The sequence below is a fragment of the Candidatus Fukatsuia symbiotica genome (assembly GCF_003122425.1).
Classification (GTDB): domain Bacteria; phylum Pseudomonadota; class Gammaproteobacteria; order Enterobacterales; family Enterobacteriaceae; genus Fukatsuia; species Fukatsuia symbiotica.
Map to the genome: position 1 here is coordinate 2,486,403 of NZ_CP021659.1, position 21,338 is coordinate 2,507,740.

Here is a 21,338-nt window from a genome sequence, read left to right on the forward strand (position 1 = left end):
AGGTAGTCCCATAGTCCTATTAATGGTGATTATGGCAATACAAGCAAAACCTCTGACTAATACCGAAGTAAAAGCCGCAAAGGCAGTTAATAAAGAGTTATCTTTGTATGATGGCGGTGGATTACTGCTATTAGTTAAATCATCAGGTGTTAAAACCTGGCGTCTACGCTACTATCATCCCTCAACAAAAAAGCGAACAACCTTAACACTGGGACATTACCCCGCTTTATCACTGGCAGAAGCAAGGCGTGTACGAGAGGAGATAAGAGCACTCTTGGCACAAGGAATTGACCCACAGGAGCAACAAAGGCAGCAACAAGAAAAAGAAAAGGCATCTAATAACAATACCTTTGCTAAAATCACTGCCGATTGGTTTGCAGTAAAAAAATCAAAAGGATTGCGGGCGCATACGCTTAACGATATATGGCGATCACCGGAAAAGAACATCTTTCCTTATGTGGAAGGGGTGGCTATCACTAAATTGACCGCACAAACATTTATACAAGCGATGGAGCCTATTCGTGTCAGTGGCCGCTTGGAAACAGTGCGGCGGGTGACTCAGCGTATTAATGAAGTGATGAACTATGCCGTTAATGCAGAGCTGCTTCAAACCAACCCAGCCACGAAAATTAGTCAGGTCTTTGAAAAACCAGTGATTAAGCACATGCCGACGATTAGGCCAGAGCAGTTACCTGATTTGATGCGTTCTTTATCCGTTGCCAATATATACCCGTGATCAATGAAGATGCTTGATTTTGAAGTCGATAAGGATCATGCTCATAGCCATGAAAATAGAGCTGACTGCTGACCAGAAAATTACCCTCGAAGCCCAACATCGTCAAAGCCATGACCGCCGTGTCTGTGACAGGATCCGGTGTGTTTTGTTGTCCGCAGACGGCTGGACTCCCCCTATGATTGCTCACTCACAGCTCATTAATGAAACCACGGTGCGGCGCCACCTTACAGACTATCATAAACTCAACAAGCTCAAGCCTGAAAATGGCGGCTCCGATGGCTATCTCAATGCGGAACAGACCACGTCGCTGGTTGAACATCTCACCCAGCAGCTCTACCACCACAATCACCAAATTGTGGCCTATATCGCTGGACGCTGGAACATCACCTTTACCGTATCAGGTCTGTATAAAGGGTTGAAGCAGCATGGCTTTAGCTATAAAAAGCCGAAAGGTGTTCCGCATAAATTTGCCGTTGAGAAACAGCAGCAATTTATAAAGACCTACAGCGAATTGAAAGACGCCGCGGGTAATGACCCCATACTGTTTATTGATGCCGTTCATCCGACACAAACCACCAAAATAAGCTACGGCTGGATACGAAAAGGCCAGGATAAAACGATAGAGACCACCGGGAGCAGAACGCGGTTGAATATCATGGGAGCCTTGAACATCCAGAATGTGGCTAACCCCATAATCCGTGATGATGAGACGATTAACAGCGAAAATGTGGTTCACTTCCTGTCTGCCATTCGCGCGCATTATCCCATCACGACAACGGCACATGTGATCCTCGAGGGTGCAGGCTATCACCGTTCACAGCTTGTGCAAGACGCCGCGCTTACGTTGAATATCCAGCTTCATTACCTTCCGCCGTATAGCCCGAATCTAAACCCGATAGAGCGATTGTGGAAGGTGATGAATGAGCAAACACGAAACAATAGATATTACCCATCTAAACAGAGTTTTAAGAACGATATCTTAAACTTCTTTGAGGTGAAGCTACCACAAATGGCAAGTTCTCTGGTATCTCGCTTAAACGATAATTTCCAGGCGCTAAATCCTGCATCTTGATTTCACTTGGGTATAGAGTTACAAACGAGACTGGTGATAGAATTTCAGTTATTGACGATTGCGAGACCCGCAGAAGCCGCTAGCGCCCGGTGGGATGAAATCAATCTGATAGATAAAACATGGACAATCCCAGCCGGTCGCATGAAAATGCGCCGTGAACATGTTGTGCCACTCTCTCCCCAATCGCTGGCGGTATTGGAGGTGATGAAATCGATCAGTGCACACCGGCCTTTTGTCTTTCCCTCCTTTAAAGATCCCTCTCTTCCAATGAATAGCTCTTCGGCCAATGCAGCCTTGCGACGTATGGGCTATAAGGGGATACTGGTTTCACATGGATTGAGATCAATTGCCAGTACTGCACTGAATGAAAAAGGGTTTGCTCCGGATGTGATTGAAGCCGCTTTATCTCATGTTGATACCAACGAAGTACGCCGAGCTTACAACCGCAGCACTTATTTGGAACAACGTAGAGTCTTGATGGACTGGTGGGGTGAATTCGTTGAACAATCTGCAACAGGGAAATTTACTGCCGCCGAAGGCGTGAGAGGATTACGAATCAAATAATAATAAGATGGAATAAGGAAAAATAGTCAAAGCATGATGTTACCATCAAATGTTTACGTTAATTTCTATAGACCCCTTCTCTTTCATGCATAAAATACTGGCCTCAAATATTAACTGACACTTTTCGATGTGTGTTTCATATTAGTAAATGGATAATAGGCATTAATTAATGAACGATTCATTCCTTGACGAATACGCCGAGTTTGCATACATGGATTTAAGTATTGTGTTGGATGCTTTTATCACTGAAGGCTATTTAGATCACTGCGAAGCGCATTCTTATCTGTGCCGAATAATTAAAGGCGGTGCCACCCTTTCCCCCTGTGGCATTTTATCGTAAGCCCTTCAATCCTCTGCCTTTTGATGACTATCAAGAATTTGAAAAAACCGAAAGGGAGTCCGTGATAAAAGCGTTGAGAGACGCCGCTTATTTTAATACTGATCAGAATTTTTCTATCACTTATCTACAGCGAAAGGAATTAATTCACCGACTTAAGATTACAGGGAAGCCCATTCCTAACGCCATCATTTCACGTCGTCACCAAGCTAGCACTAGCAACACGGGTCGACTATCGACAGCCTGTAAAATAGCCATTGTCACTCTTTACGAAAAAACACACTGCACTCTTTCAGCTAATTATACGCAAGCGGCAAATATATTGTCGGCTTATGTGACTGAGGCGGGTTATAACCACAAGTTTAATAAAGATACTATTAAGAACTGGTACGAAGAAGTCAAAAACAACATACAGAAAATTTCTCACCGCTAATTAAGAGACGAGGGAGCTAATTTAGCCCCCTCTTTCTTTCAATCTATAAAAAAAAGATCAATCCTATCTGTATCCGCTGGTCATCCCGTTTACTCAAGGAAAATAGAGAGATGTCAATGTTAGATCGTAAAATACTACTGAAGAAAGAAGTTAAATCCATTCTGCGCATTTCCGCAGACAGTGCCTTTGACGAAATGTGGAAACAACACGACTTTCCTAAACCTATTCGCATTGGTATTCGTCGTATTGGATGGTATGCAGATGAAGTTGAGGGCTGGTTAAAGGCACGGGATTTGGAACGTTCACTAAAGGATAAGGAGATCGCATAATGAAAAATGTACAAATAAGCATCGAGAGCTATCACAAATTAAATCGTTCAAAAAATTTATTAGTGTTTCTAAACGTAGATTTGATTTATAGCGTAACGTATTAATTTTGATTACAATGTATAGCTAAATTATTTAACAGGGAGTTAGCGATGAGCCACTCTGTCGATTTTCGCCGTAAAGTTCTGAGTATTCGAGAGAAAGAAAACTTGAGTATCAGAGAGACCGCTAAACGCTTCCACATTGGTTCAGCTTCCGTTACTCGCTGGCTCAGTCGTATCGAGGTTAAACCTTCTTCCCCCCGTCGGCGTAAGCTTGATAAAGTGGCGTTAGCTGAAGATGTTGCACTTTATCCCGATGCTTACCAACGGGAACGGGCGGCGCGCTTTCAGGTGTGCCAGAAAGCCATTTGGCAGGCACTGAAAAACCTGGGTGTCACCTATAAAAAAAACCCTGCGTCATCCCAAGGCAGACGAAGAGACACGGCGCGCCTTCCAGGACACGATAGCCTGCTATAAAAAGCAGGGAAAACCGGTCGTTTATCTGGATGAAAGCGGTTTCGCACACGATAGGCCACGAACCCACGGTTATGCTGCACGAGGTCAACGCTGTTGGGGTACCCAGGATTGACAGGCTAAGGGCCGAACAAATGTCATTGGCGCGTTACTGGGAACCGTCCTGATGGCGGTCGGATTATTTTTTTGTTCCATTAACAGTGATGTTTTTTACGCCTGGGTTACCCGGCGCCTTTTGCCTACTCTTCCTCCTCATTGTGTCATCGTGATGGATAACGCCAGTTTCCACAAACGTCTCGACATTCAGCAGGCTATCAGTAAAGCCGGGCATCGGATTGAATATCTCACTCCCTACTCACCTGATCTCAATCCTCACTTTTACCCACAACGTTGAATGAAAAATGATTCAGGTGAAATTGGATTATTGGTAGAGTCAATAGTTAAATCAGGAAACAGGCACATGAAAACAGTAACGGGTAATGGGAATGAGTGGATCCGTGAAGAATTTCATCAAATTGATTTCGGAGATAAACGCCTTAAAGAGCGTTTTTTTGAAACAGCGGGCTTATTATCATCAAAAGCGTCAGGTTCAATTTACCCAAGCTGTCATGGCTCCTGGTCACAGGCCAAAGGAGCTTATCGATTTTTTAGCAATGAGAGAGTGAGCGAGAGCGCGCTATTCCGTACACATTGTGTGCAAACACAAAAACGTCTGGAGGGGCATTCACTGGTTTTTTCTCTTCAGGACACATCAGAGTTGAACTTTGACTCACATAAAAAGACAGAGGGGTTGGGAAGTATATCTAAAGCCTATCACAAACATAAAATGGGGTTGATGCTTCATGCAAGTTTGATGGTAACTCAGGAGGGCTTGCCGCTTGGGTTATCCTCGCTTAAATGCTGGTCACGTGTTTCCCGAGAGGAACCCCCTCAGGAAAAACAGCGGCGGCTTTATCAATCGACAATGAAAGAGAAAGAAAGTATTAAGTGGATAGAGACCCTCTACGAGACAGCGGCGCTGATACCCAAAGATACCTGCTTAATCACGCTGGGAGACAGAGAAGCGGATATTTTCGAACTTTTTCGGGTTGCAAGCTCACTAAAAACATTTTTTATTATCCGCAACCGGAAAGACAGAAAATTTATCGATGAAAAGGGGAAAAAAACAACGGTGCAAACCGCCTTGTCAAAGACGCCGATTTTAAAAACCATAGCGCTCACTCTGCCCAAAAATCAGCAAAGGGTAGCAAGAACGGCTTATGTGGATATTCGCTCCACTTCAGGCTGGCTCCCCATTAGAAATAATCTAGTTTATGGGCCTACCAATAAAGACGCTTCACGGCATATCCATGAAAAGGTTCACGTATCTGCCATCAGTGTTAAAGAACAGCCTCCTCCAGAAGGAGTAGCGCCTGTCGAATGGGTATTATTGACCAATTTGACGGCCACTGACGCCTTTGAAGCAGAAGAGAAAGTGAATTGATGACCGTTCCAAAATCAAAAGAACGTATTGTTTCATTGACGCAAAGGAATCCGCATCCTTCCATAACTAGTGCTATGGAGTTATCTCTCTCTTATTTAACGGCAAATAATATCAAGCCAAGCATGACACTTAGTGAGTATGCAAAATTTACTGGCATGGAATTAAGGCAAGTTCAAAGTGATGCTGAACGTAACTATCTCCCATTATTGAAACGTACGATAAGCAACCGAAGAGAATTAAAACGTATCAATATGGTTGCTTTTTATGCGATCCCTGTGATCGAGGGTTTTGATGCCATTGAAAAGCGCATTTGAGGAAAAAATGATCTACCCCCCAACCCCAATCAGTCGCCACTCACAGGAATACCGGGGATTTACTCTTGTCCGCCTGCCGAGAACAGTGGCTCAACCGATTACCCGTTATCACCTGTGGTTAGGTGATCGGTCGTTTGGCAAGGTCGATACGGTGGCACAAGCAACAGATTACATCGATCAGTTACATCAAATGAAGAAAATAGAGAGGAATGATGATGAGTTATTCAACAGAACTATTGCTATCAGCCCTGATTGTTCTCGTTGTGATGGCAATCCATGCACACCGAAAGAAACACGCCAAATTAACTGGTTGGCAGCAATTTCTTATACATGAAGCAGAAATTAAACGCAAAACGCGTCATGCCCTTTAAATCAAAGCGTAAAGCCTTCCCTTAAATTAGCATTATGAAGAGGTTTTATTTATTACAGGAATAAGTGATGAATTTTAAAATTCAAAAAATACACACTGTCACACACTGTGTTTTAACGCTATTTCGAGATAACATTTATGACAATTAAGCCATTCCCTGTCACTCTACCTTCTAAGGTGCAACGGGGATATTACAAAGTCTATGGTGCAATGGGAGTATATATGTTTGGAAAGTGCTTTATTATAATGCACAAGCTTAAATACCATCAAGATAGAACTGAAAATATTCTCCTGAAATTCATATTTTTCTATTTTTATCTATTTTTTAGGCAGTGCGGTCATTTCTTTTTCATGCTAAGAATAAAATCTTTTCAAATTGAATGCAGAGATCTTAATGTCTTCGTAGAGAGTACCAAGGGCGATTAAATGAGATGCGAATGTTAATCGCACTTTGCGTTTTATTGTTAAACATCAACCTATTTTCCTTGTTGTGGTGGGAGGTTATGCCGGCGTCATCTTTGGTAGAGCAGAAGCCGGCATAAAAATAGTACCACACAAACCCGCGCCGGACGGGGTAAACATTCCGGCATTATTTTCACGTAAAGGGAGATTGCACTATGTCAATAAAAACCTGTACATCCGTAGCCGTATTGCCAGATAACCCGTTGCACATCACGCATCGCCGTGGCTGGCTGGAGACCCCTGATGGTCGTCGTGTTCAGCCTAATACACAGGCGGTGCAATTTATTAAAGGAATGAGCACACCAGTAATCAGTCAGCCGTGCCGCCGTTGTTTTTCACGTTTGATGGGAATTTTTGCTTAATAAAGGAGGGATTATGGCGAATACCGAGCCAGCATGTGTGGTACCGCTGAATTTAGAACAGCGTCAATGTAGTCTTAAGAATATCGCGTTATTATGGGGGTTATTGCCTGACGCAAAATATAAAGGGTTATTCCCGCGCTGATCACTGAAATGCAAAAAACCGACCCGCAAATGAAAGGCGCACTGTATTATTTGGCCGGTATTGAAAGGAAAAAACATGATTTGGAATTTAAACAGTTATATCCAGAAGAACAAATAAATATTATTGACGCCATTAATCGATTACGTGCCACCGTCAGTTTATTGCCTGACAGGGTGACGTATATTGATTGTGATCCGCTGCCGAACAAGACGGAATAACACCATCCCTTCATTTTTAAAATGAACAGACGCGTTATTGTGTCGGTATTCCTGTCATCTAAATAAGGACGCATTATGAGCCTGTATATCGATAACGATTATGTTATCAGCCATAATAACTCACGGTTTATTTTATATAAAAAGAAAATCTATTTTAATTCGTCAAAAAAGGCCATCAAAAATTATCTTGAATTCTTGGCGTGTTATTCATCCTTCCCCGCGTTCATTGAGAGTCTGATACGCCATCATGGGTTGAGGGTAGACAATCAGATTATGGAAGACTGGTATAATGCAATACAACACATCTTTAGAACGTGCCACGAGACGTTTAAACCTGTCCCGCTATTAGATCCAGATAAAGACGAAATAAGGCAGGGAATAAAACACAGATTATTACTGCCTGGTCGCCTGATATAGCAGGGGCCGTATAAGTTGATTATGAAAATCAGCAATAACATATTGATATTAATTAATATTTATTAACAAAAGTGATCACGTTACATGGCGCCTGCTATATATATCGAGTGTTATCGACTCGCTGATTAACGTCATTAATTAATACCTGAAATAAATAAACGCGTCATTGCGTGGGATCCGTTTTATCTAAAAACAAGGCCGTTACGATGATAATGCATGCAGAAAAAATTCGTGTCACTGCACCGCGTTCTATTAACCCTGCTCCCTGCAACATTATTTCTCCTTTGCTGTGGGAGCGCGAGCAACTGCCCGCCATTTTGGAACCGAGGATAGAAGACTATTGGCAACGCGAGGTGGTGCAAGCCAATCATTTCGCCCACATTTCTCAGGTGAAGCATCGGTGGCAGGTTCACCCTGAACAGGAAGTCCAAGCGGATTTACACCATCAGCCGAAATTTATCCAGCAGCCGTTGCAGCAACGCCTGGATTATCTGCGTCGTGAGGGTGGTGAAGCGCGTGCCACTGCATTTTTACTTGATGTTATCAAACCAGTATTGCACCGTCTTGAAAGCGTGCGTAAAAAGCAACTAACAGAATAATATCAGTCTGTTACCTACCCCGCGTCCCTACGAGATTTACTGCATCTGCCCACATTGATGCAAAAAGAAGTGAAAATCTTGGCGGCAAGGGTGGCTGCACATATGGAACTGTTTTTCTGTGCCTGCGCCGAGGTGTTACCGGATGATAATACTGATCCAGATAAGGTATTGCGGGTTTATCAGCGCGTGGCTGCGGAAGCCAAACGGTTTGCTATTACAGCCCCGCATTGGCACAGTTTGCGTGAGCATATCCAGCATCGTGACAAAGTGCCTTATCATCTTATCCCGGGTGCGCTGGCACGGCTGTGTTGTGCCGATTGGTGGGCACGCAAACTGTGGCGCTTGCGTTGCGAATGGCGTGAGGAGCAGTTGCGGGCCATTTGTCTGGTGCATAAACAGGCGTCTGCCTATGTCAGCCAGGATGCCTTGACGCGTAAACGTGATCAAGATCGCCGTGCCTTGGAATTTATCCGAGAGCATGAACTGGTGAATGAAGAGGGTGTGACTCTGGATATGGAGAAGGTGGTTAACGCTAGCACCAGCAATCCTCACTTGCGTCATCTGGAGATGATGACCACTGCCAAAGGTCTGGAAAACCTGGCAGAACAGCGCGGTGATTATGCGATGTTTTATACCCTTACCTGCCCGTCACGTTATCACGCCACCTTATCTTGCGGTAAACCGAATCCGAAATGGGCGACCCATACGGTACGCGAAAGCAGTGATTATCTGGTCGATCTGTTTGCGGGCGTGCGCAAAAAGATGAATAAGATGGGGCTGCGCTGGTATGGCGTGCGGGTCGCCGAACCGCATCATGATGGCACGGTGCATTGGCATTTGCTATGTTTTATGGCGAAAAAAGACCGTGTGGCGATCACCGGTGTGTTGCGTGAGTTTGCGATCCGTAGCGATCGTGAGGAGCTAGGAAAAAATATCAAACCGCGCTTTGATGTCAAACCGGTGCTGAAAAGTAAAGGGTCGCCAACCAGTTATTTGGCGAAATACATCAGTAAAAATATTGACGGCACAGTACTGAAAAAAGCCGTTGATAAGGCCACAGGTGAGCCATTACTGAGTATTGAGACCGGTAAGCCGCTTAATGAATCGGTTGAACATGCCGTGGCCTGGGCAAGTTTGCATCGGGTACGACAATTTCAGTTTTTTGGTATTCCTTCGCGTCAAACGTACCGTGAATTGCGTTTGCTGGCCGGTCAATTGCAGCGAAAATCAACATCAAAAAAAGGGGGGCAACAGCTGGAAGATAAGCCAATGGATGAGGTGCTCGCGGCTGCCGATGCCGGTTGTATGGCGACCTATATTGTTAAGCAAGGCGGGGTGTTGATCCCACGTAAAAACCATACTGTGCGTACAGCTTATATCAAATCTGAGACCCTGAATGCCTACGGTGAGCAGGGGGTGAAAATTTACGGCGTGTGGTCGCCCCGGCTGGGCATGGCGTCACGGATTTGTACCCATGTGGATACCTGGAAAAAGGTGCGTAAGGCGAAAAGTGATAAGCAGCCTGTTCATCCTGTTAATCAGGCAGAAAGTGATCGGGGGTCAGGTGTTGCCCTTCAGGACGGGGTTACCGTCCCTTGGACTCGGACTCGTGGCAATAACTGTCCCCTTGCGTGGAAAATCATCAAGTGTAAAAAGATGAAGGAATGTGCGAGGCCGCTAAGGATTTGAGGAAATTTATGCTCAATGCCATATCTCAGCAGTTAAACATAGCTCTCTCAACGGTATTAAAATCTTAAAAATAGCTTAAGCACGGATTCTCATCTACTAAGCTTCAGACACACTATGATTATTAAATGAGCTATTTTTGAAGGATTTTTTAGAGAGATGTTTGGTATAAAGTATCTATGTGTTAATAGATTGAGTAAATAATTTATAATTAAATTTAGTCTATTATGTTTATTTTACACACTTAATTATTATCAATTTAGTGTCATAAAATCTTATTCCTCATTTAATTATAATAGAGAATAGTAATATGCCAAGCCCAATGTCAGTTGGATCAAAGTCTCCACTTCAAACTATTTTACCTGAAAGTAGAGACGAAATTAGCTATCAAGCGGTTTCTAGAACGTTCAATGGTGCGCGTAATTCATCTGATGCAATAATTTGTACAAACCAAGCAATAGTATCATCTCAACCTCAAGACCCTCCTAAGTCACAAAACACATGTGACGAGTTACATGAACCTACAGAAAGGCTTTCATCGGAGGAAGAAAGGCTTATAGAAGAGCAAATATCACAAAGTTTTACAAATGATGAAATACCACAAGATCTTGAAGGGGAACCACTCCTAGATGAAGACGGTTCTTTTGAAGAATTTTTGAGTACTACTCAAAATACTTCGTCACCTTTGGAAAAAAGGCATTTTTCCGTCGATGAAAGTAATAAAATATTTTCTGGGAAGAGACAAAAAACCGAGAATTCATCTGTTTTTTCTCAAAGCATTTCTCAACCTAGTACAAGTTTTTCTGTTTATTTACAACCGAATACTATTGAAAGTGAACCTTCTGACGAAAATCATTCAAATGAAGCTTCTAGGGAAATAAATAGCACATCAAATTATATCGAGAGTCTAGAACCGACAATACTTTCAGAGCAAGAATTCAACAGCCTACCTATAGTGACAAGTAGTATGATAGATCCCAGAGTCAAAGCAAAAATATCAGAGCAACGACCTGCCCAACGAGTCAACAACTTAAAAAAATGGGGAAATACAATTCAGGAACATCAAAAAAATTCTAAGCCAGACCGTAAGCATATATATTATCATCAGGAATTTATATCAGAGTTCCTTGCTATTCCACACTGTGGCGGCGTCAAAAAACTCGCAAAGGATTTAAACATACATAAAGATACAGCCCACATTTGGGAAAAAAATCTAAATCCCAAGTAAGAATAAAATCAGACAATATAGGTTTTTGGTCACTTTCAGATAGCGATAAAAAAAATATCGATGATGAAATAGAAAAAATATTTTCAGATAAAACTCAAGATTTGAAACTGGAACCAAAACGTGTAGAAGAACTTAAGTGTCTGCCCTCTGATGATCGAATATATTTTATGAAACAGTTCCAAGACAAATGGAAAAAATATAAATCCACTGCATATGGCTGAACGACATAATAATGATTATGTCGTTCAGCCATATCTGTGCTTATGTGGAAACCCAATTTGGCGTCTGTTACACCGTATCTGGCATGACAAAATGGCTGCAAGCGCATTGTTTTAGCTATAAGCAGCCCAAAGCGACGCCGGTTAAAGTGGATGTTGCTCAGCAAGAAGCGTTTATCGCGTCTTATTTCACTTTGCTGGAGAGTGCTCTTAAGAATGAACCGATTGTTTTTATGGATTCAACCCCTCCAACGATGGCCACCAAAGTGGTCTGCGGTTGGATAAGGAAAGGCAAAGATAAGCCGCTGGTCAAAACAGGGGCAAAAACACGGGTTAATGTCATGGGAGCCATTGAATTGAGCACCATGAAGGTGGTCAGTGCCCGTCCTGAGCAGGTGAATTCAGAAACCACCGTCGCTTTTTTTGAGCAGCTCAAAGCTGCTTATCCTGATGCACAAAAGATACACATTATTTTAGATAATTCTGGCTATCATTGCCGTCAGCGAGTCAAAGACGCCGCATTAGAGAAGGCTATCGTACTCCATTATTTACCCCCTTATAGCCCTATATCTTAATCCCATCGAGCGATTATGGAAGGTCATGAACGAGCGTGTCAGAAACAACCGATTTTTCTCTTCAGCCAAAGAGTTTCGTGGGGCTATAGCCGAATTTTTTGATAGTACATTGGCAAAAATTGCTCCCTTTCTCAGGGGCAGAATTAACGATAATTTCCAAACCATCTAATCCAGACCTTCAAGTTGAATGAGTATAGACTTTAGGGACTAGATTTGGGATTCTATTCTCTAGCGCCTAAAATAGGGGGGTCCCATCGCCCTATTTTGGTGAACACATGCCGCATTTTTTGCATGAGGTAAAACGAGCGATGTTATGCTCTTATATTATTAATAGGTAGCCAGATAATTAAACGTAGCCCACCCAGTTGACTGTCTTCTGCCAGTACCCAACCGCTGTGCTGAGTGACAGCAGTTTCTACAATTGCCAAACCTAAACCGGTACCTCCGGATGACCGATCCCGTGCTTCATCGGTGCGATAGAAAGGACGGAATATTTGTTCACGCTCTTCCAAGCTCACACCTGGGCCATCATCATCAACAGTAATAGTGACCCCTTTATTATTCGCACTGAATGCCACGGCAATGTAGTGATGTGAATAACGCAGTGCATTACGTACGATATTTTCTAGGGCGCTATCGAGTGCAGCAGGATTACCAAACAATGTCCAAGGTTCCGGGGGCGTGACTACTTCCAGCGTTTTACCTATTTGTTCAGCTTCGAATTTTGCATTTTCAAGCATACCTGCCCAAAGCTCATCAGCTTTAAGTGGTTCACGGCGTAACTCATGTTTATTGTGCGTACGGGAAAGGACGAGCAGATCGTTAATCATACTGTCGAGCCGTTGTGCTTCCATTTCAATACGTTCGAGTTCTTTCCCTTCGCCATGACGACGACGTATCAGGGCAGTAGCGAGTTGCAAGCGGGTGAGTGGGGTACGTAATTCATGAGAAATATCGGAGATAAGACGTTGTTGAGCAGCAACCATGCGTTCCAACGCACTGATCATTTGGTTGAAACTGGTACCGGTGGCCAAAAATTCTTGCGGCCCTGATTCCAGTTCTGGGTGCTGTTTTAAATTACCACGAGCGACATCATCGGCCGCATTTTTCAACTTACGTGCCGGTTTTGCCAGACTCCATGCTAACCAAAGCAGTAGCGGTGCGCTAATCAACATGGTAACCAACAGCAAGAGTAACGGGCGATCAAACATCAGGTTGATGAAATCGGACTGTGGACTACTCGCGGGGCGGATAAGATAAAGCTGATAATTTTCCTCAGCATCACGGATAGAAAAGGGGCCAACCATTTCCAGTCGACCATATTTTTTCTTTTTAGGTGCATCGGCATTATCCGACTGCCCGATAAAATTGCGCACAATTTGCATTTCTTTATGTTCGGCACCGATAACCCGACCTTCAGTGGTCACTAACACTAAACGTTGACCAGGGGGAGCCCACTTTTCGATGGCCCGCTGTAAACGGCGCCACCACATAAGGTCATTGTCCGGTTCACCGGCAAGCTCCGCTTCGACGTGTTGTTCCAGCATCATGCCCTGACGTCGCTCATTGTCTTGCAAAGCGGTAATTTTACGTGAATCGAGTTTTGGTACCATCAATACCAACAGCAACACCAGCGACAAAGTAAACCAGAAAATAGCAAAGATACGGGCAGTTAAACTATTAATCATGTTGCTGAAACCATCAGGTATCCTCGACCACGCAGGGTTTTAAACCAGAGTAGCCCATCTTTGCGATCTGGTAGCTTACGCCGTAAATTAGAAACATGCATATCAATAGCACGATCGAAAGGCGTCAGACGTTTCCCTAGAACCTCTTGACTCAAGCGCTCACGTGATATCACCTGACCAAGATGTTGAGCCAATAGATAAAGCAGCGTAAATTCAGTACCCGTTAAATCCAGCACGATTTGATCAAAACTGGCTTCCTGTCGACCCGGATTCAGTTGTAAACCATCTACCTCCAGCGTTGATGCACCCTGATCCACGTTCTGTTGTTGTCCACTCCAGTTAGAACGCCGTAACATTGCCCGTACACGTGCTACCAACTCGCGATCATTAAATGGTTTGGCTAAATAATCGTCGGCACCTAGTTCCAGCCCTAGCACGCGATCTAATTCACTACCTCGAGCAGTCAACATCATCACCGGTGTTTGGTAAGATTGCCGCAGTTCTTTCAGTGTTTCGATACCATTTTTTTTCGGCATCATAATATCGAGTAACAATACATCAATCGAACCATCCAACAGTTGCAAAGCTTGCTCTCCATCGTGGGCGACAACGACATCGAACCCTTCTATTTCTAGTAGTTCTTTCAATAGGGAGGTGAGGTCTATATCGTCGTCAACCAGCAGAATTTTATTCATAGTTCTTTTGTCCCTTGATGCAAAATACGTTATTAATCACCTATATTTTGTTACTTTACTTAATTTTACAGGCACTGAAGCTAGTTTGCAGCCAGGTAGATAGACTACCCCAATTGTATAGTAAGGCTGAACTCACGGGGTAATAATGCGCAAGTTAACAGCGCTGATCATGGTGTCAATATTGGTTTCAGGATATTCCCCTGTCTTTGCCACACATACAATCGTAGCAGATAGTTGGTGCTATGGAGACGATGCATTAACAAAAATGGGCATCGATCCTGGTTATTATAATATGTTTGACATGGTTTCCTTGACTGAACACCAACGCATGCACATTCGTGACTTGGTCAGTCAAACCTGTCGTAATCGAACCGGCATTGATAGAATAAACAGAGAAAAAATGCGTCAGCTAATTACTACGGATCAATTCGATGAAGTAGCTGTTCGTGAGCTAGCAGAAAAGATGTCAATGCAACTGGTTAATCGCCAAATCGAAATGGCAAGAGTACGTAATAAAATCTACAGTTTATTAACTCAGAAACAAAAAGATTTATTGCATCAAAAGTATTCGCAATAAATATCACGCCTGCTGCTTGAGTCAATGGCAGCTTAATATTTTGCGGTAATATTTCATACCCACATAGTGGTTTACATTATATTAATGGCATAATCAACAAACCTCTTGCGAAACCATAATTCGTTGCCAAACCTATACTCGTTATGCGAAATCAAGGCGCCTTACGCGTAGTAACTGCACGGTACATGCGAATACATGAGGATTGTGAGCGGGCAGATAACGCAGAATTTGCAGCACCTAGCAAGTTTTGCAAGGAGTCTAATCAATAAGGTGTTTACAGCTTCAGAGGTTATTATGGTCAAAAAAATTGCTGTATTGACAAGCGGTGGTGATGCACCAGGGATGAATGCCGCTATCCGTGGGGTGGTACGTGCCGCTTTGTCTGAAGGTCTGGAAGTCTGGGGGATTTATGATGGCTACCTTGGCCTGTACGAAAATCGTATGCTGCAATTGGATCGCTGTAGTGTTTCTGACATCATCAACCGTGGCGGCACGTTTCTTGGCTCGGCGCGTTTCCCTGAATTTGCTGAACCAGAAAAACGATTGTGCGCCATTAATAACCTGAAAGAACGTGATATTGATGGTTTAGTGGTGATTGGTGGCGATGGTTCTTATGCTGGTGCTGATTGTCTGACAAACGAAGGCCAAATTCCCTGCATTGGTTTACCGGGTACCATTGATAATGATGTGGCAGGTACCGATTACACAATAGGTTTTTTCACCGCATTAGAAACAGTGATTGAAGCTATTGACCGTTTACGTGATACCTCTTCTTCTCACCAACGTATCTCGCTGGTTGAAGTGATGGGGCGACGGTGTGGTGATCTGACGCTGGCAGCAGCTATTGCCGGAGGCTGTGAATTTATCATCATACCCGAAGAAACATTTCAACAAGAAGAACTGTTGAGCGCCATCAAAGCCGGGATCGAAAAAGGTAAAAAGCATGCCATCGTTGCCATTACTGAACATGTCTGTGATATCAATGAACTGGCTAAATATATCGAAGAAAAAACTCAGAGGGAAACCCGAGCAACGGTGCTGGGTCATATTCAGCGCGGCGGTTCACCGGTGGCTTATGACCGAATTTTAGCCTCACGTATGGGAGCCTACGCGGTCGAACGCTTAGTTAAAGGCTGGAGGCTATCAGGTGCACGCTGTGTGGGAGTACAAAACGATAAAATGGTGAATAAACTGATTTCTACCTGTATTGCACCTAAAAATAAAAAAAGTAAGTTTAAAAAAGACTGGTTAGAGATAGCGAAAAAACTATTTTAATGACAGGATTACAATAAGCTAACCTTCTATTTATGGAGGTTTTTTTGTTAGACTTCTTGCAAAATCTACTGTGTGGTGTGAATTCTACGTTACTCGGTGCTCGCATGTTGTACACACTGTGACTGCTACGCTCCAAGTGCCTTGACTTTCACTCCACAGATCACGGGTTTGCAAAAAATCTATTCTTTATCATTAAATATTTTTCTGCATCTGTTATTAGCACGATAAAAATAATTATACTGCTAACATTCTTACGTATTTTTAAGCGCAGTCTTTTTATGCCAATAACTTTCATAAACGTTCATTTTCTATTAGATATAGAAAATAGGATGAAGTCTACATTATTTTATCTACTACGGTTAAATAAGGCAGTTTTCTTTCTGGAGGAACTTCTTATGAAAACGTCAATAAGTATGTCTGAGCTTCCTTTATTACGAGACAATGAAAGCACAGCAATGAATAAATTGAATGGATGTTTCTCAGGATCAAATAAATTTTTGCTTTCTATCAATAATGGAAATAATGAATTTCACTCTCTCAATTTTTCAACAAAGGAACTGCATGGTTCAGTAGATGAAGCGCTTAATTCCCTACGTAAAAAGGGAATGATAAGAGAAAATGCTCATAACTTAGTCAAGTATAAACTAAAAAAATATAAAGAGTCGCACAGACTGGCAGTAGTAGAATGTTGCAGTTCTTCACCTTGTCTCAGAATATTTAGTAGTATTCGAGGACATTTTGGTAATGAAAAAAAATTAGAAGAAACCATTGATCTCGATAATTGCGCCGGAACCAGCCATCCGATGATAGATGACAGTGGCAGTAAAGGCTTTTCCAACATTAACATCGAAGATAATTATTTTAGCACAGCAGACACAGATAAATTATTAAAGAAAAAAATCTATCCAGACATCGATATCTGGGGGCTTCCACATGACTCAACCCATAGATTTTATTCGTCTATATTAGAATCGTACACAAAAAATATGCTATTAGAAGAAGTAAATCGTTATGGTAGACCTGTTAAGCGTTTAAAATTTGTCGCTTGGCTGGCTGAAAAAATATTTAGGATCCACGGTGTGGGACAAACTAATTCTGCATCTTGTGCTAAATCGGTAGCAGATACGATAAATACAACGATATTGCATCGTGCTATACCTGAAATAAAAGGGAATGACGTTATACTGTTTGTAACAGAGGAGACAAATATTAAATGTTACGACTCCATTGCACAATTATCTGCCAGACTAGCAAAAAATAAAAAAAATATGAATGGAATATTAGTGATCCCACGCAAAATAGGCTGTTGGCGTTCGCTGTTCTGTCCAACACCAGAACATCGATGTAATGTGGTTGTCACCAATAACGAAGTTCATTTAATTGATGTACAAAAGAAAAAATATTATAAAGTGGATATTTCTTCTGATCATAAGAGCCTGAAGCGTACACTAAAAAAATTCATTGGCTCGGTTGGCGCCGGTAAACTGGAGCTGTATGACGTCGGTTTCCGTGATCAAAAATAAAGGTCTTTAATAGTAGTAGACTGCTTGCGAAACTATAGCGAATACTGCAAAGCCAAAGCGCCTGGCGCGCAGCAACAAAAAAACCGGAGTCATCGTCGCTCCGGTTTTTTTAGCGTCAAACCGTTCTTAGTTTCGCTTAGCATCTGCTGCCGCTTTGACTATCGCTGCAAACTCATCCGCTTTTAATGATGCAGCCCCTACTAGCGCACCGTCGATATCGGGTTGTTCGAACAATTCGGCAGCGTTAGCGGGACTAACAGACCCTCCGTATTGAATAACCACTTTTTCTGCACTGTTAGCATCTTTTTGTGCAATATGGCCACGGATAAATTTATGTACCCTCTGTGCCTCTGCTGGGGTCGCGGATTTACCGCTACCAATTGCCCAGAGAGGTTCATAAGCGATGACTGCATTTTCAAATGCTTTATCACCTGAGGTCTTTAATACGGCATCCAGCTGCTTTGCACAGACTCCCTGTGTCTCCCCCGCCTGGTTTTCGACCTCGGATTCACCGATACAAAGTACCGGAATCAAATCCTGTGCTTTTAAGAGGGCAAATTTTTTAGCGATAATCTCATCACTTTCGCGGTGATGACTACGACGCTCAGAATGACCAATAATGATGTATTTTGCACCGATATCTTTCAGCATTTCGGCAGAAATTTCACCGGTGAAAGCACCAGCAGGATGTATATCGACATTTTGTGCACCCAATCTGATAACACTACCCGCAAGCAGACTTCGGACTTGATGGAGGTAAACCAACGGTGGAGCAATGACCAGGTTACACTTCTTCATTTCGCTTAATTTTGCCAGTAGCGCTGGGATAAATGTACTGATCATCCCAGTACTACCGTTTAATTTCCAGTTACCCATAACCAAGGGATGGCGCATCTTTATTCCTCCAATCTTTTTTTCAGCAAAGAGAATAGACTTTTTGAAAAACCGGCGTTCGTTATGCGAAGCCAAAGCGCACAGCAACCTTCGTTGACATACGAGTACATGAGGATTGCAAACACCCCATGACACCGAATCCACACCATGCAACAGGTTATGCAAGAGGTCTAATGTATTATATGCTGCACAGTATAGAGAGGATTAATTGTAATGGCTTTGTTTTTCATTATTAACTTATATTATTCATCATATGCAATTAATTAATATTTATTATATAATTCAAGCGAGAAACCCTTATTGTGAAGAGCCAACAGCCCCTAGACTAAAAAATTAATTTGTCCAAAGAAAATATTTCCCTTGCTGATCACTAAATTAGTAGCTTGATTTTAATTAACATATTGTTATAGAAGCGATTAAATAAAAAAGAAGAGAATATCGGCAAAACGGTACAAGTGGCGCACGTACGCGTTTGACATCAGTTTTCTATGGCTAACACACAAGGTTATCCACAGAACTGGTGGATAACTCACGAAAACCCTATCACTACTGGCGTTGGCTAAGAATAAAAAATTAGATTCATCGAGCGATGATTCCAGTTTTTAGCTATTTTTGCTATTTTGTTTGCTATGTTTATTACCATTTATACTAAGCTTGCTCTTGCGTGTTGATAGGATAACACCTAGCTTCTCTTACGGCTTAGAATTACGGTTTGGCATCAACAACCATAAATAATTTATATGATTTTCTTCAATTTATCCAGTGTGATTTGAAGTTCTAGCTCTATGGCGAGGATATCGGCCTTTACATTGTAAGGATATTAAACGCGGTTTTCTGGCTGAATTATGTTAAAATTTTGCGGCTGCCGCCTAACCCACCACCAGTCAATTTGATGACGGTATAGCTATCGCAAAGTCACTACCGCAAAATATGCGGAAATTCGTAACGGTGAAAGACAGGTACAGATTATAACCATGATGCAATTAAACATATTGTTGAGGACGTAACAGATGACGACTATTGAAAAGATTAAAAATCAACTCGCAGAAAACCCGATCCTGTTGTACATGAAAGGTTCGCCCAAGCTGCCAAATTGTGGTTTTTCGGCACAAGCGGTGCAAATATTATCTGCCTGTGGTGTACCTTTTAGCTATGTAGATATTTTGCAAAACCCCGATATTCGGGCTGAGCTACCCAAATTTGCTGTATGGCCAACTTTTCCACAACTTTGGGTTGATGGCGAACTAATAGGTGGCTGTGACATCTTGAATGAGCTGTATCGGACCGGTGCGTTGCAGCCGCTAGTAGACAAAGCCGCTGATAAACACCGCCCACAGCAGGCCGAAACCGTACAATAAACCTCTTGCAAAACCGGAGCGAGTGGTGTGAAGTCAAGGCGCCCGGCGTGTAGCAACCGCAGTGCGTACTGCGCAGTACCATAAAGGTTGGCGGGCACCACGTAACGCTGAATTCATACCACACAGTGGGTTTTGCAAGGAGCCTCATAGAGTCCCCCATCAACCAGGGCGAGACGGAGGCCAACCACCAAAACGCTTCCAGCGGTTTACCAGTTCGCAAAATAATGTTGCGGTCTGCTGAGTATCGTATAAAGCTGAATGTGCCTGCTTGCTGTCAAATCCGATTTCAGCAGCGACACAAGCCTTGGCTAACACCGTCTGCCCCAACACCAAACCACTTAACGCCGCGGTATCGAAAGTAACAAAAGGGTGGAACGGATTTTGTTCCAATGCAGATCGTTCGGCAGCGGCCATCACGAAGCCGTGATCGAAGCGAGCGTTATGGGCGACAATAACCGCCCGCCGACATCCCTCACTCTTGAGCTCTGCTCTTATCTTCTTGAAAATGGCATCCAAAGCCTCATATTCACTAATAGCGCCACGCAACGGATCCTTAGGCTTTATCCCATTAAATATCAATGCGTTCTCTTCTAAAATGGCACCTTCAAAAGGTTGCACGTGAAAATGCTGGGCTTCATTACATGTTAACCAGCCTGCTTCGTTCATCCGCAACGTGATTGCCGCAATTTCTAGTAATGCGTTAGTTTGAGCATCAAAACCACTGGTTTCTACATCGATTACCACTGGATAATAGCCTTGAAAACGGTTTCTCAGGATATTGAGATTTTTTTTATCTGCCATCAGCTTTCTATCTTCATTAAATATAATGCCTATTATGTCAAACTTTTTCACTGGATGCAGAAAGGAATACGCATCCGGCACGATTTATATCCCCTAAAGGGGTGCCTCAATCTGCCATGAAAGTCAATGAACATTTTGAGTTCATTTTTGACGAAGTATTGGCGAGTATAATTAGATTTCTAGCGGGCTCCTATGCTCAACATGAATCAATGATTATATAAGGTAATGCTGCCTCATCAGACAGTTACAAAAAAATACATGGATCCCATATTTTAAATGGGTGTTTTTAACCATTCTGTTAAATCACAGTTTTTAAGAGTATATTGATTGCTCTCAATAGAAACCATAAATATTATTATCACAGTAATTAAAATTAGAATGTACTTTTATTTCTGCCTAAAAATGGCAACCATAGGGTGTGAAAGAACAGTGGAATACGTTTTTGTTCAATGTGTTGTATCAATAGACCG

Annotated in this window: 27 protein-coding genes and 2 pseudogenes; 25 read left to right on the forward strand and 4 right to left on the reverse strand. The window is 42.6% G+C overall.

The window, feature by feature from the left end; all coding sequences use genetic code 11:
- Positions 1 to 31 precede the first annotated feature (31 nt).
- The 21 genes and pseudogenes from CCS41_RS12065 to CCS41_RS15730 all read left to right on the forward strand — a co-directional run bounded on the left by CCS41_RS12065 (position 32) and on the right by CCS41_RS15730 (position 12,226).
- Complete coding sequence (locus CCS41_RS12065; protein ID WP_072550430.1) at positions 32 to 736, forward strand: integrase arm-type DNA-binding domain-containing protein; 705 nt, start codon at positions 32 to 34, stop codon at positions 734 to 736.
- A gap of 49 nt (positions 737 to 785) precedes the next feature.
- On the forward strand, positions 786 to 1,808 hold the full coding sequence (locus CCS41_RS12070; RefSeq protein ID WP_119797384.1) for an IS630 family transposase: 1,023 nt from the start codon (positions 786 to 788) through the stop codon (positions 1,806 to 1,808).
- A gap of 12 nt (positions 1,809 to 1,820) precedes the next feature.
- Positions 1,821 to 2,372: pseudogene (locus CCS41_RS12075) on the forward strand (tyrosine-type recombinase/integrase); the annotation flags it as partial.
- 169 nt (positions 2,373 to 2,541) lie between these two features.
- Complete coding sequence (locus CCS41_RS15720) at positions 2,542 to 2,712, forward strand: hypothetical protein (protein WP_162860071.1); 171 nt, start codon at positions 2,542 to 2,544, stop codon at positions 2,710 to 2,712.
- Positions 2,696 to 3,142: a hypothetical protein gene (locus CCS41_RS12080; RefSeq protein WP_119797599.1), complete on the forward strand. Its 447-nt coding sequence runs from the start codon at positions 2,696 to 2,698 to the stop codon at positions 3,140 to 3,142. The genes CCS41_RS15720 and CCS41_RS12080 overlap by 17 nt, the downstream gene beginning before the upstream one ends.
- A 110-nt stretch (positions 3,143 to 3,252) precedes the next feature.
- On the forward strand, positions 3,253 to 3,471 hold the full coding sequence (locus CCS41_RS12085) for a helix-turn-helix transcriptional regulator (protein ID WP_119797600.1): 219 nt from the start codon (positions 3,253 to 3,255) through the stop codon (positions 3,469 to 3,471).
- A 149-nt stretch (positions 3,472 to 3,620) separates the two neighbouring features.
- Positions 3,621 to 3,986 (forward strand): IS630 transposase-related protein, encoded by a 366-nt coding sequence (locus CCS41_RS12090; RefSeq protein ID WP_119797399.1) that lies wholly within the window; start codon positions 3,621 to 3,623, stop codon positions 3,984 to 3,986.
- Positions 3,987 to 4,116: 130 nt separating this feature from the next.
- Positions 4,117 to 4,377, forward strand: a pseudogene (locus tag CCS41_RS12095) (transposase); the annotation flags it as partial.
- Positions 4,378 to 5,466 carry an IS4 family transposase gene (locus CCS41_RS12100; protein ID WP_119797602.1) on the forward strand — a complete coding sequence of 363 codons (1,089 nt, stop codon included), beginning with the start codon at positions 4,378 to 4,380 and terminating at the stop codon, positions 5,464 to 5,466.
- A complete protein-coding gene (locus CCS41_RS12105) occupies positions 5,466 to 5,780 on the forward strand; it encodes a hypothetical protein (protein ID WP_119797603.1) in 315 nt (104 codons plus the stop codon). Before CCS41_RS12100 ends, CCS41_RS12105 begins: the two co-directional genes overlap by 1 nt.
- A gap of 7 nt (positions 5,781 to 5,787) precedes the next feature.
- Positions 5,788 to 6,114 (forward strand): hypothetical protein, encoded by a 327-nt coding sequence (locus CCS41_RS17435; protein ID WP_323586061.1) that lies wholly within the window; start codon positions 5,788 to 5,790, stop codon positions 6,112 to 6,114.
- A gap of 653 nt (positions 6,115 to 6,767) precedes the next feature.
- Positions 6,768 to 6,974: a phage filamentation protein Fil family protein gene (locus CCS41_RS12120; RefSeq protein ID WP_119797606.1), complete on the forward strand. Its 207-nt coding sequence runs from the start codon at positions 6,768 to 6,770 to the stop codon at positions 6,972 to 6,974.
- A 13-nt stretch (positions 6,975 to 6,987) separates the two neighbouring features.
- Positions 6,988 to 7,116, forward strand: coding sequence for a hypothetical protein (locus CCS41_RS17295; protein ID WP_275887660.1), 129 nt, complete (start codon positions 6,988 to 6,990; stop codon positions 7,114 to 7,116).
- Positions 7,117 to 7,124: 8 nt separating this feature from the next.
- Positions 7,125 to 7,334, forward strand: a complete 210-nt coding sequence (locus CCS41_RS16770; protein ID WP_240313756.1) for a DUF5347 family protein — start codon at positions 7,125 to 7,127, stop codon at positions 7,332 to 7,334.
- Positions 7,335 to 7,409: 75 nt separating this feature from the next.
- Positions 7,410 to 7,751 (forward strand): hypothetical protein, encoded by a 342-nt coding sequence (locus tag CCS41_RS12130; protein ID WP_119797607.1) that lies wholly within the window; start codon positions 7,410 to 7,412, stop codon positions 7,749 to 7,751.
- Positions 7,752 to 7,963: 212 nt separating this feature from the next.
- On the forward strand, positions 7,964 to 8,350 hold the full coding sequence (locus tag CCS41_RS16775; RefSeq protein WP_240313757.1) for a hypothetical protein: 387 nt from the start codon (positions 7,964 to 7,966) through the stop codon (positions 8,348 to 8,350).
- A 57-nt stretch (positions 8,351 to 8,407) separates the two neighbouring features.
- Entirely contained in the window at positions 8,408 to 10,039 is a 1,632-nt protein-coding gene (locus CCS41_RS12135) for a replication endonuclease (RefSeq protein WP_240313758.1), read from the forward strand.
- A gap of 307 nt (positions 10,040 to 10,346) precedes the next feature.
- Complete coding sequence (locus CCS41_RS12140) at positions 10,347 to 11,264, forward strand: hypothetical protein (RefSeq protein WP_119797608.1); 918 nt, start codon at positions 10,347 to 10,349, stop codon at positions 11,262 to 11,264.
- Positions 11,237 to 11,485: a hypothetical protein gene (locus CCS41_RS12145; RefSeq protein WP_119797609.1), complete on the forward strand. Its 249-nt coding sequence runs from the start codon at positions 11,237 to 11,239 to the stop codon at positions 11,483 to 11,485. The genes CCS41_RS12140 and CCS41_RS12145 overlap by 28 nt, the downstream gene beginning before the upstream one ends.
- 17 nt (positions 11,486 to 11,502) lie before the next feature.
- Positions 11,503 to 12,057, forward strand: coding sequence for an IS630 family transposase (locus CCS41_RS12150; protein ID WP_162860072.1), 555 nt, complete (start codon positions 11,503 to 11,505; stop codon positions 12,055 to 12,057).
- 25 nt (positions 12,058 to 12,082) lie between these two features.
- Entirely contained in the window at positions 12,083 to 12,226 is a 144-nt protein-coding gene (locus CCS41_RS15730; RefSeq protein ID WP_162860073.1) for a hypothetical protein, read from the forward strand.
- Between the two features lie 142 nt (positions 12,227 to 12,368).
- Here CCS41_RS15730 and cpxA read toward each other — a convergent pair whose 3' ends face one another.
- Both cpxA and cpxR read right to left on the reverse strand, forming a co-directional pair.
- Entirely contained in the window at positions 12,369 to 13,745 is a 1,377-nt protein-coding gene (gene cpxA, locus CCS41_RS12155) for an envelope stress sensor histidine kinase CpxA (RefSeq protein ID WP_072550701.1), read from the reverse strand.
- Entirely contained in the window at positions 13,742 to 14,440 is a 699-nt protein-coding gene (gene cpxR / locus CCS41_RS12160) for an envelope stress response regulator transcription factor CpxR (protein WP_072550702.1), read from the reverse strand. Before cpxR ends, cpxA begins: the two co-directional genes overlap by 4 nt.
- A gap of 145 nt (positions 14,441 to 14,585) precedes the next feature.
- Here cpxR and CCS41_RS12165 point away from each other — a divergent pair, with 145 nt between their 5' ends.
- The 3 genes from CCS41_RS12165 to CCS41_RS12175 all read left to right on the forward strand — a co-directional run bounded on the left by CCS41_RS12165 (position 14,586) and on the right by CCS41_RS12175 (position 17,815).
- Positions 14,586 to 15,017: a Spy/CpxP family protein refolding chaperone gene (locus CCS41_RS12165; RefSeq protein WP_072550703.1), complete on the forward strand. Its 432-nt coding sequence runs from the start codon at positions 14,586 to 14,588 to the stop codon at positions 15,015 to 15,017.
- Positions 15,018 to 15,311: 294 nt separating this feature from the next.
- A complete protein-coding gene (pfkA, locus tag CCS41_RS12170; protein WP_072550729.1) occupies positions 15,312 to 16,292 on the forward strand; it encodes a 6-phosphofructokinase in 981 nt (326 codons plus the stop codon).
- 395 nt (positions 16,293 to 16,687) lie between these two features.
- The gene (locus CCS41_RS12175) at positions 16,688 to 17,815 is read left to right on the forward strand and encodes a hypothetical protein (protein WP_119797611.1); all 1,128 of its coding nucleotides are present in this window, start codon (positions 16,688 to 16,690) and stop codon (positions 17,813 to 17,815) included.
- 126 nt (positions 17,816 to 17,941) lie between these two features.
- Here the strand turns inward: CCS41_RS12175 and tpiA are convergent, their stop codons facing one another.
- A complete protein-coding gene (tpiA, locus tag CCS41_RS12180) occupies positions 17,942 to 18,709 on the reverse strand; it encodes a triose-phosphate isomerase (protein WP_072550705.1) in 768 nt (255 codons plus the stop codon).
- A 1,010-nt stretch (positions 18,710 to 19,719) separates the two neighbouring features.
- Here tpiA and grxD point away from each other — a divergent pair.
- Positions 19,720 to 20,067, forward strand: coding sequence for a Grx4 family monothiol glutaredoxin (gene grxD / locus CCS41_RS12185; protein WP_072550706.1), 348 nt, complete (start codon positions 19,720 to 19,722; stop codon positions 20,065 to 20,067).
- A 159-nt stretch (positions 20,068 to 20,226) separates the two neighbouring features.
- On the opposite strand, the gene rnt is transcribed toward grxD, so the two are convergent.
- A complete protein-coding gene (gene rnt, locus CCS41_RS12190) occupies positions 20,227 to 20,868 on the reverse strand; it encodes a ribonuclease T (RefSeq protein WP_072550730.1) in 642 nt (213 codons plus the stop codon).
- Positions 20,869 to 21,338 lie beyond the last annotated feature (470 nt).

Excerpts from the sequence above, each read along its gene's own strand:
- CCS41_RS12120 (WP_119797606.1), top strand. The coding sequence starts at position 6,768 with ATGTCAATAAAAACCTGTACATCCGTAGCCGTATTGCCAGATAACCCG.
- cpxA (WP_072550701.1), bottom strand. The coding sequence starts at position 13,745 with ATGATTAATAGTTTAACTGCCCGTATCTTTGCTATTTTCTGGTTTACT.
- CCS41_RS12105 (WP_119797603.1), top strand. The coding sequence starts at position 5,466 with ATGACCGTTCCAAAATCAAAAGAACGTATTGTTTCATTGACGCAAAGG.
- CCS41_RS12140 (WP_119797608.1), top strand. The coding sequence starts at position 10,347 with ATGCCAAGCCCAATGTCAGTTGGATCAAAGTCTCCACTTCAAACTATT.
- cpxR (WP_072550702.1), bottom strand. The coding sequence starts at position 14,440 with ATGAATAAAATTCTGCTGGTTGACGACGATATAGACCTCACCTCCCTA.
- CCS41_RS12135 (WP_240313758.1), top strand. The coding sequence starts at position 8,408 with ATGCAAAAAGAAGTGAAAATCTTGGCGGCAAGGGTGGCTGCACATATG.
- CCS41_RS17295 (WP_275887660.1), top strand. The coding sequence starts at position 6,988 with ATGGCGAATACCGAGCCAGCATGTGTGGTACCGCTGAATTTAGAACAG.
- CCS41_RS17435 (WP_323586061.1), top strand. The coding sequence starts at position 5,788 with ATGATCTACCCCCCAACCCCAATCAGTCGCCACTCACAGGAATACCGG.
- CCS41_RS16775 (WP_240313757.1), top strand. The coding sequence starts at position 7,964 with ATGCATGCAGAAAAAATTCGTGTCACTGCACCGCGTTCTATTAACCCT.
- CCS41_RS12165 (WP_072550703.1), top strand. The coding sequence starts at position 14,586 with ATGCGCAAGTTAACAGCGCTGATCATGGTGTCAATATTGGTTTCAGGA.
- CCS41_RS12065 (WP_072550430.1), top strand. The coding sequence starts at position 32 with ATGGCAATACAAGCAAAACCTCTGACTAATACCGAAGTAAAAGCCGCA.
- CCS41_RS15730 (WP_162860073.1), top strand. The coding sequence starts at position 12,083 with ATGAACGAGCGTGTCAGAAACAACCGATTTTTCTCTTCAGCCAAAGAG.
- CCS41_RS12070 (WP_119797384.1), top strand. The coding sequence starts at position 786 with ATGAAAATAGAGCTGACTGCTGACCAGAAAATTACCCTCGAAGCCCAA.
- pfkA (WP_072550729.1), top strand. The coding sequence starts at position 15,312 with ATGGTCAAAAAAATTGCTGTATTGACAAGCGGTGGTGATGCACCAGGG.
- grxD (WP_072550706.1), top strand. The coding sequence starts at position 19,720 with ATGACGACTATTGAAAAGATTAAAAATCAACTCGCAGAAAACCCGATC.
- CCS41_RS12090 (WP_119797399.1), top strand. The coding sequence starts at position 3,621 with ATGAGCCACTCTGTCGATTTTCGCCGTAAAGTTCTGAGTATTCGAGAG.
- rnt (WP_072550730.1), bottom strand. The coding sequence starts at position 20,868 with ATGGCAGATAAAAAAAATCTCAATATCCTGAGAAACCGTTTTCAAGGC.
- CCS41_RS16770 (WP_240313756.1), top strand. The coding sequence starts at position 7,125 with ATGCAAAAAACCGACCCGCAAATGAAAGGCGCACTGTATTATTTGGCC.
- CCS41_RS15720 (WP_162860071.1), top strand. The coding sequence starts at position 2,542 with ATGAACGATTCATTCCTTGACGAATACGCCGAGTTTGCATACATGGAT.
- CCS41_RS12100 (WP_119797602.1), top strand. The coding sequence starts at position 4,378 with ATGAAAAATGATTCAGGTGAAATTGGATTATTGGTAGAGTCAATAGTT.
- CCS41_RS12150 (WP_162860072.1), top strand. The coding sequence starts at position 11,503 with ATGTCGTTCAGCCATATCTGTGCTTATGTGGAAACCCAATTTGGCGTC.
- CCS41_RS12175 (WP_119797611.1), top strand. The coding sequence starts at position 16,688 with ATGAAAACGTCAATAAGTATGTCTGAGCTTCCTTTATTACGAGACAAT.
- CCS41_RS12130 (WP_119797607.1), top strand. The coding sequence starts at position 7,410 with ATGAGCCTGTATATCGATAACGATTATGTTATCAGCCATAATAACTCA.
- CCS41_RS12085 (WP_119797600.1), top strand. The coding sequence starts at position 3,253 with ATGTCAATGTTAGATCGTAAAATACTACTGAAGAAAGAAGTTAAATCC.
- tpiA (WP_072550705.1), bottom strand. The coding sequence starts at position 18,709 with ATGCGCCATCCCTTGGTTATGGGTAACTGGAAATTAAACGGTAGTACT.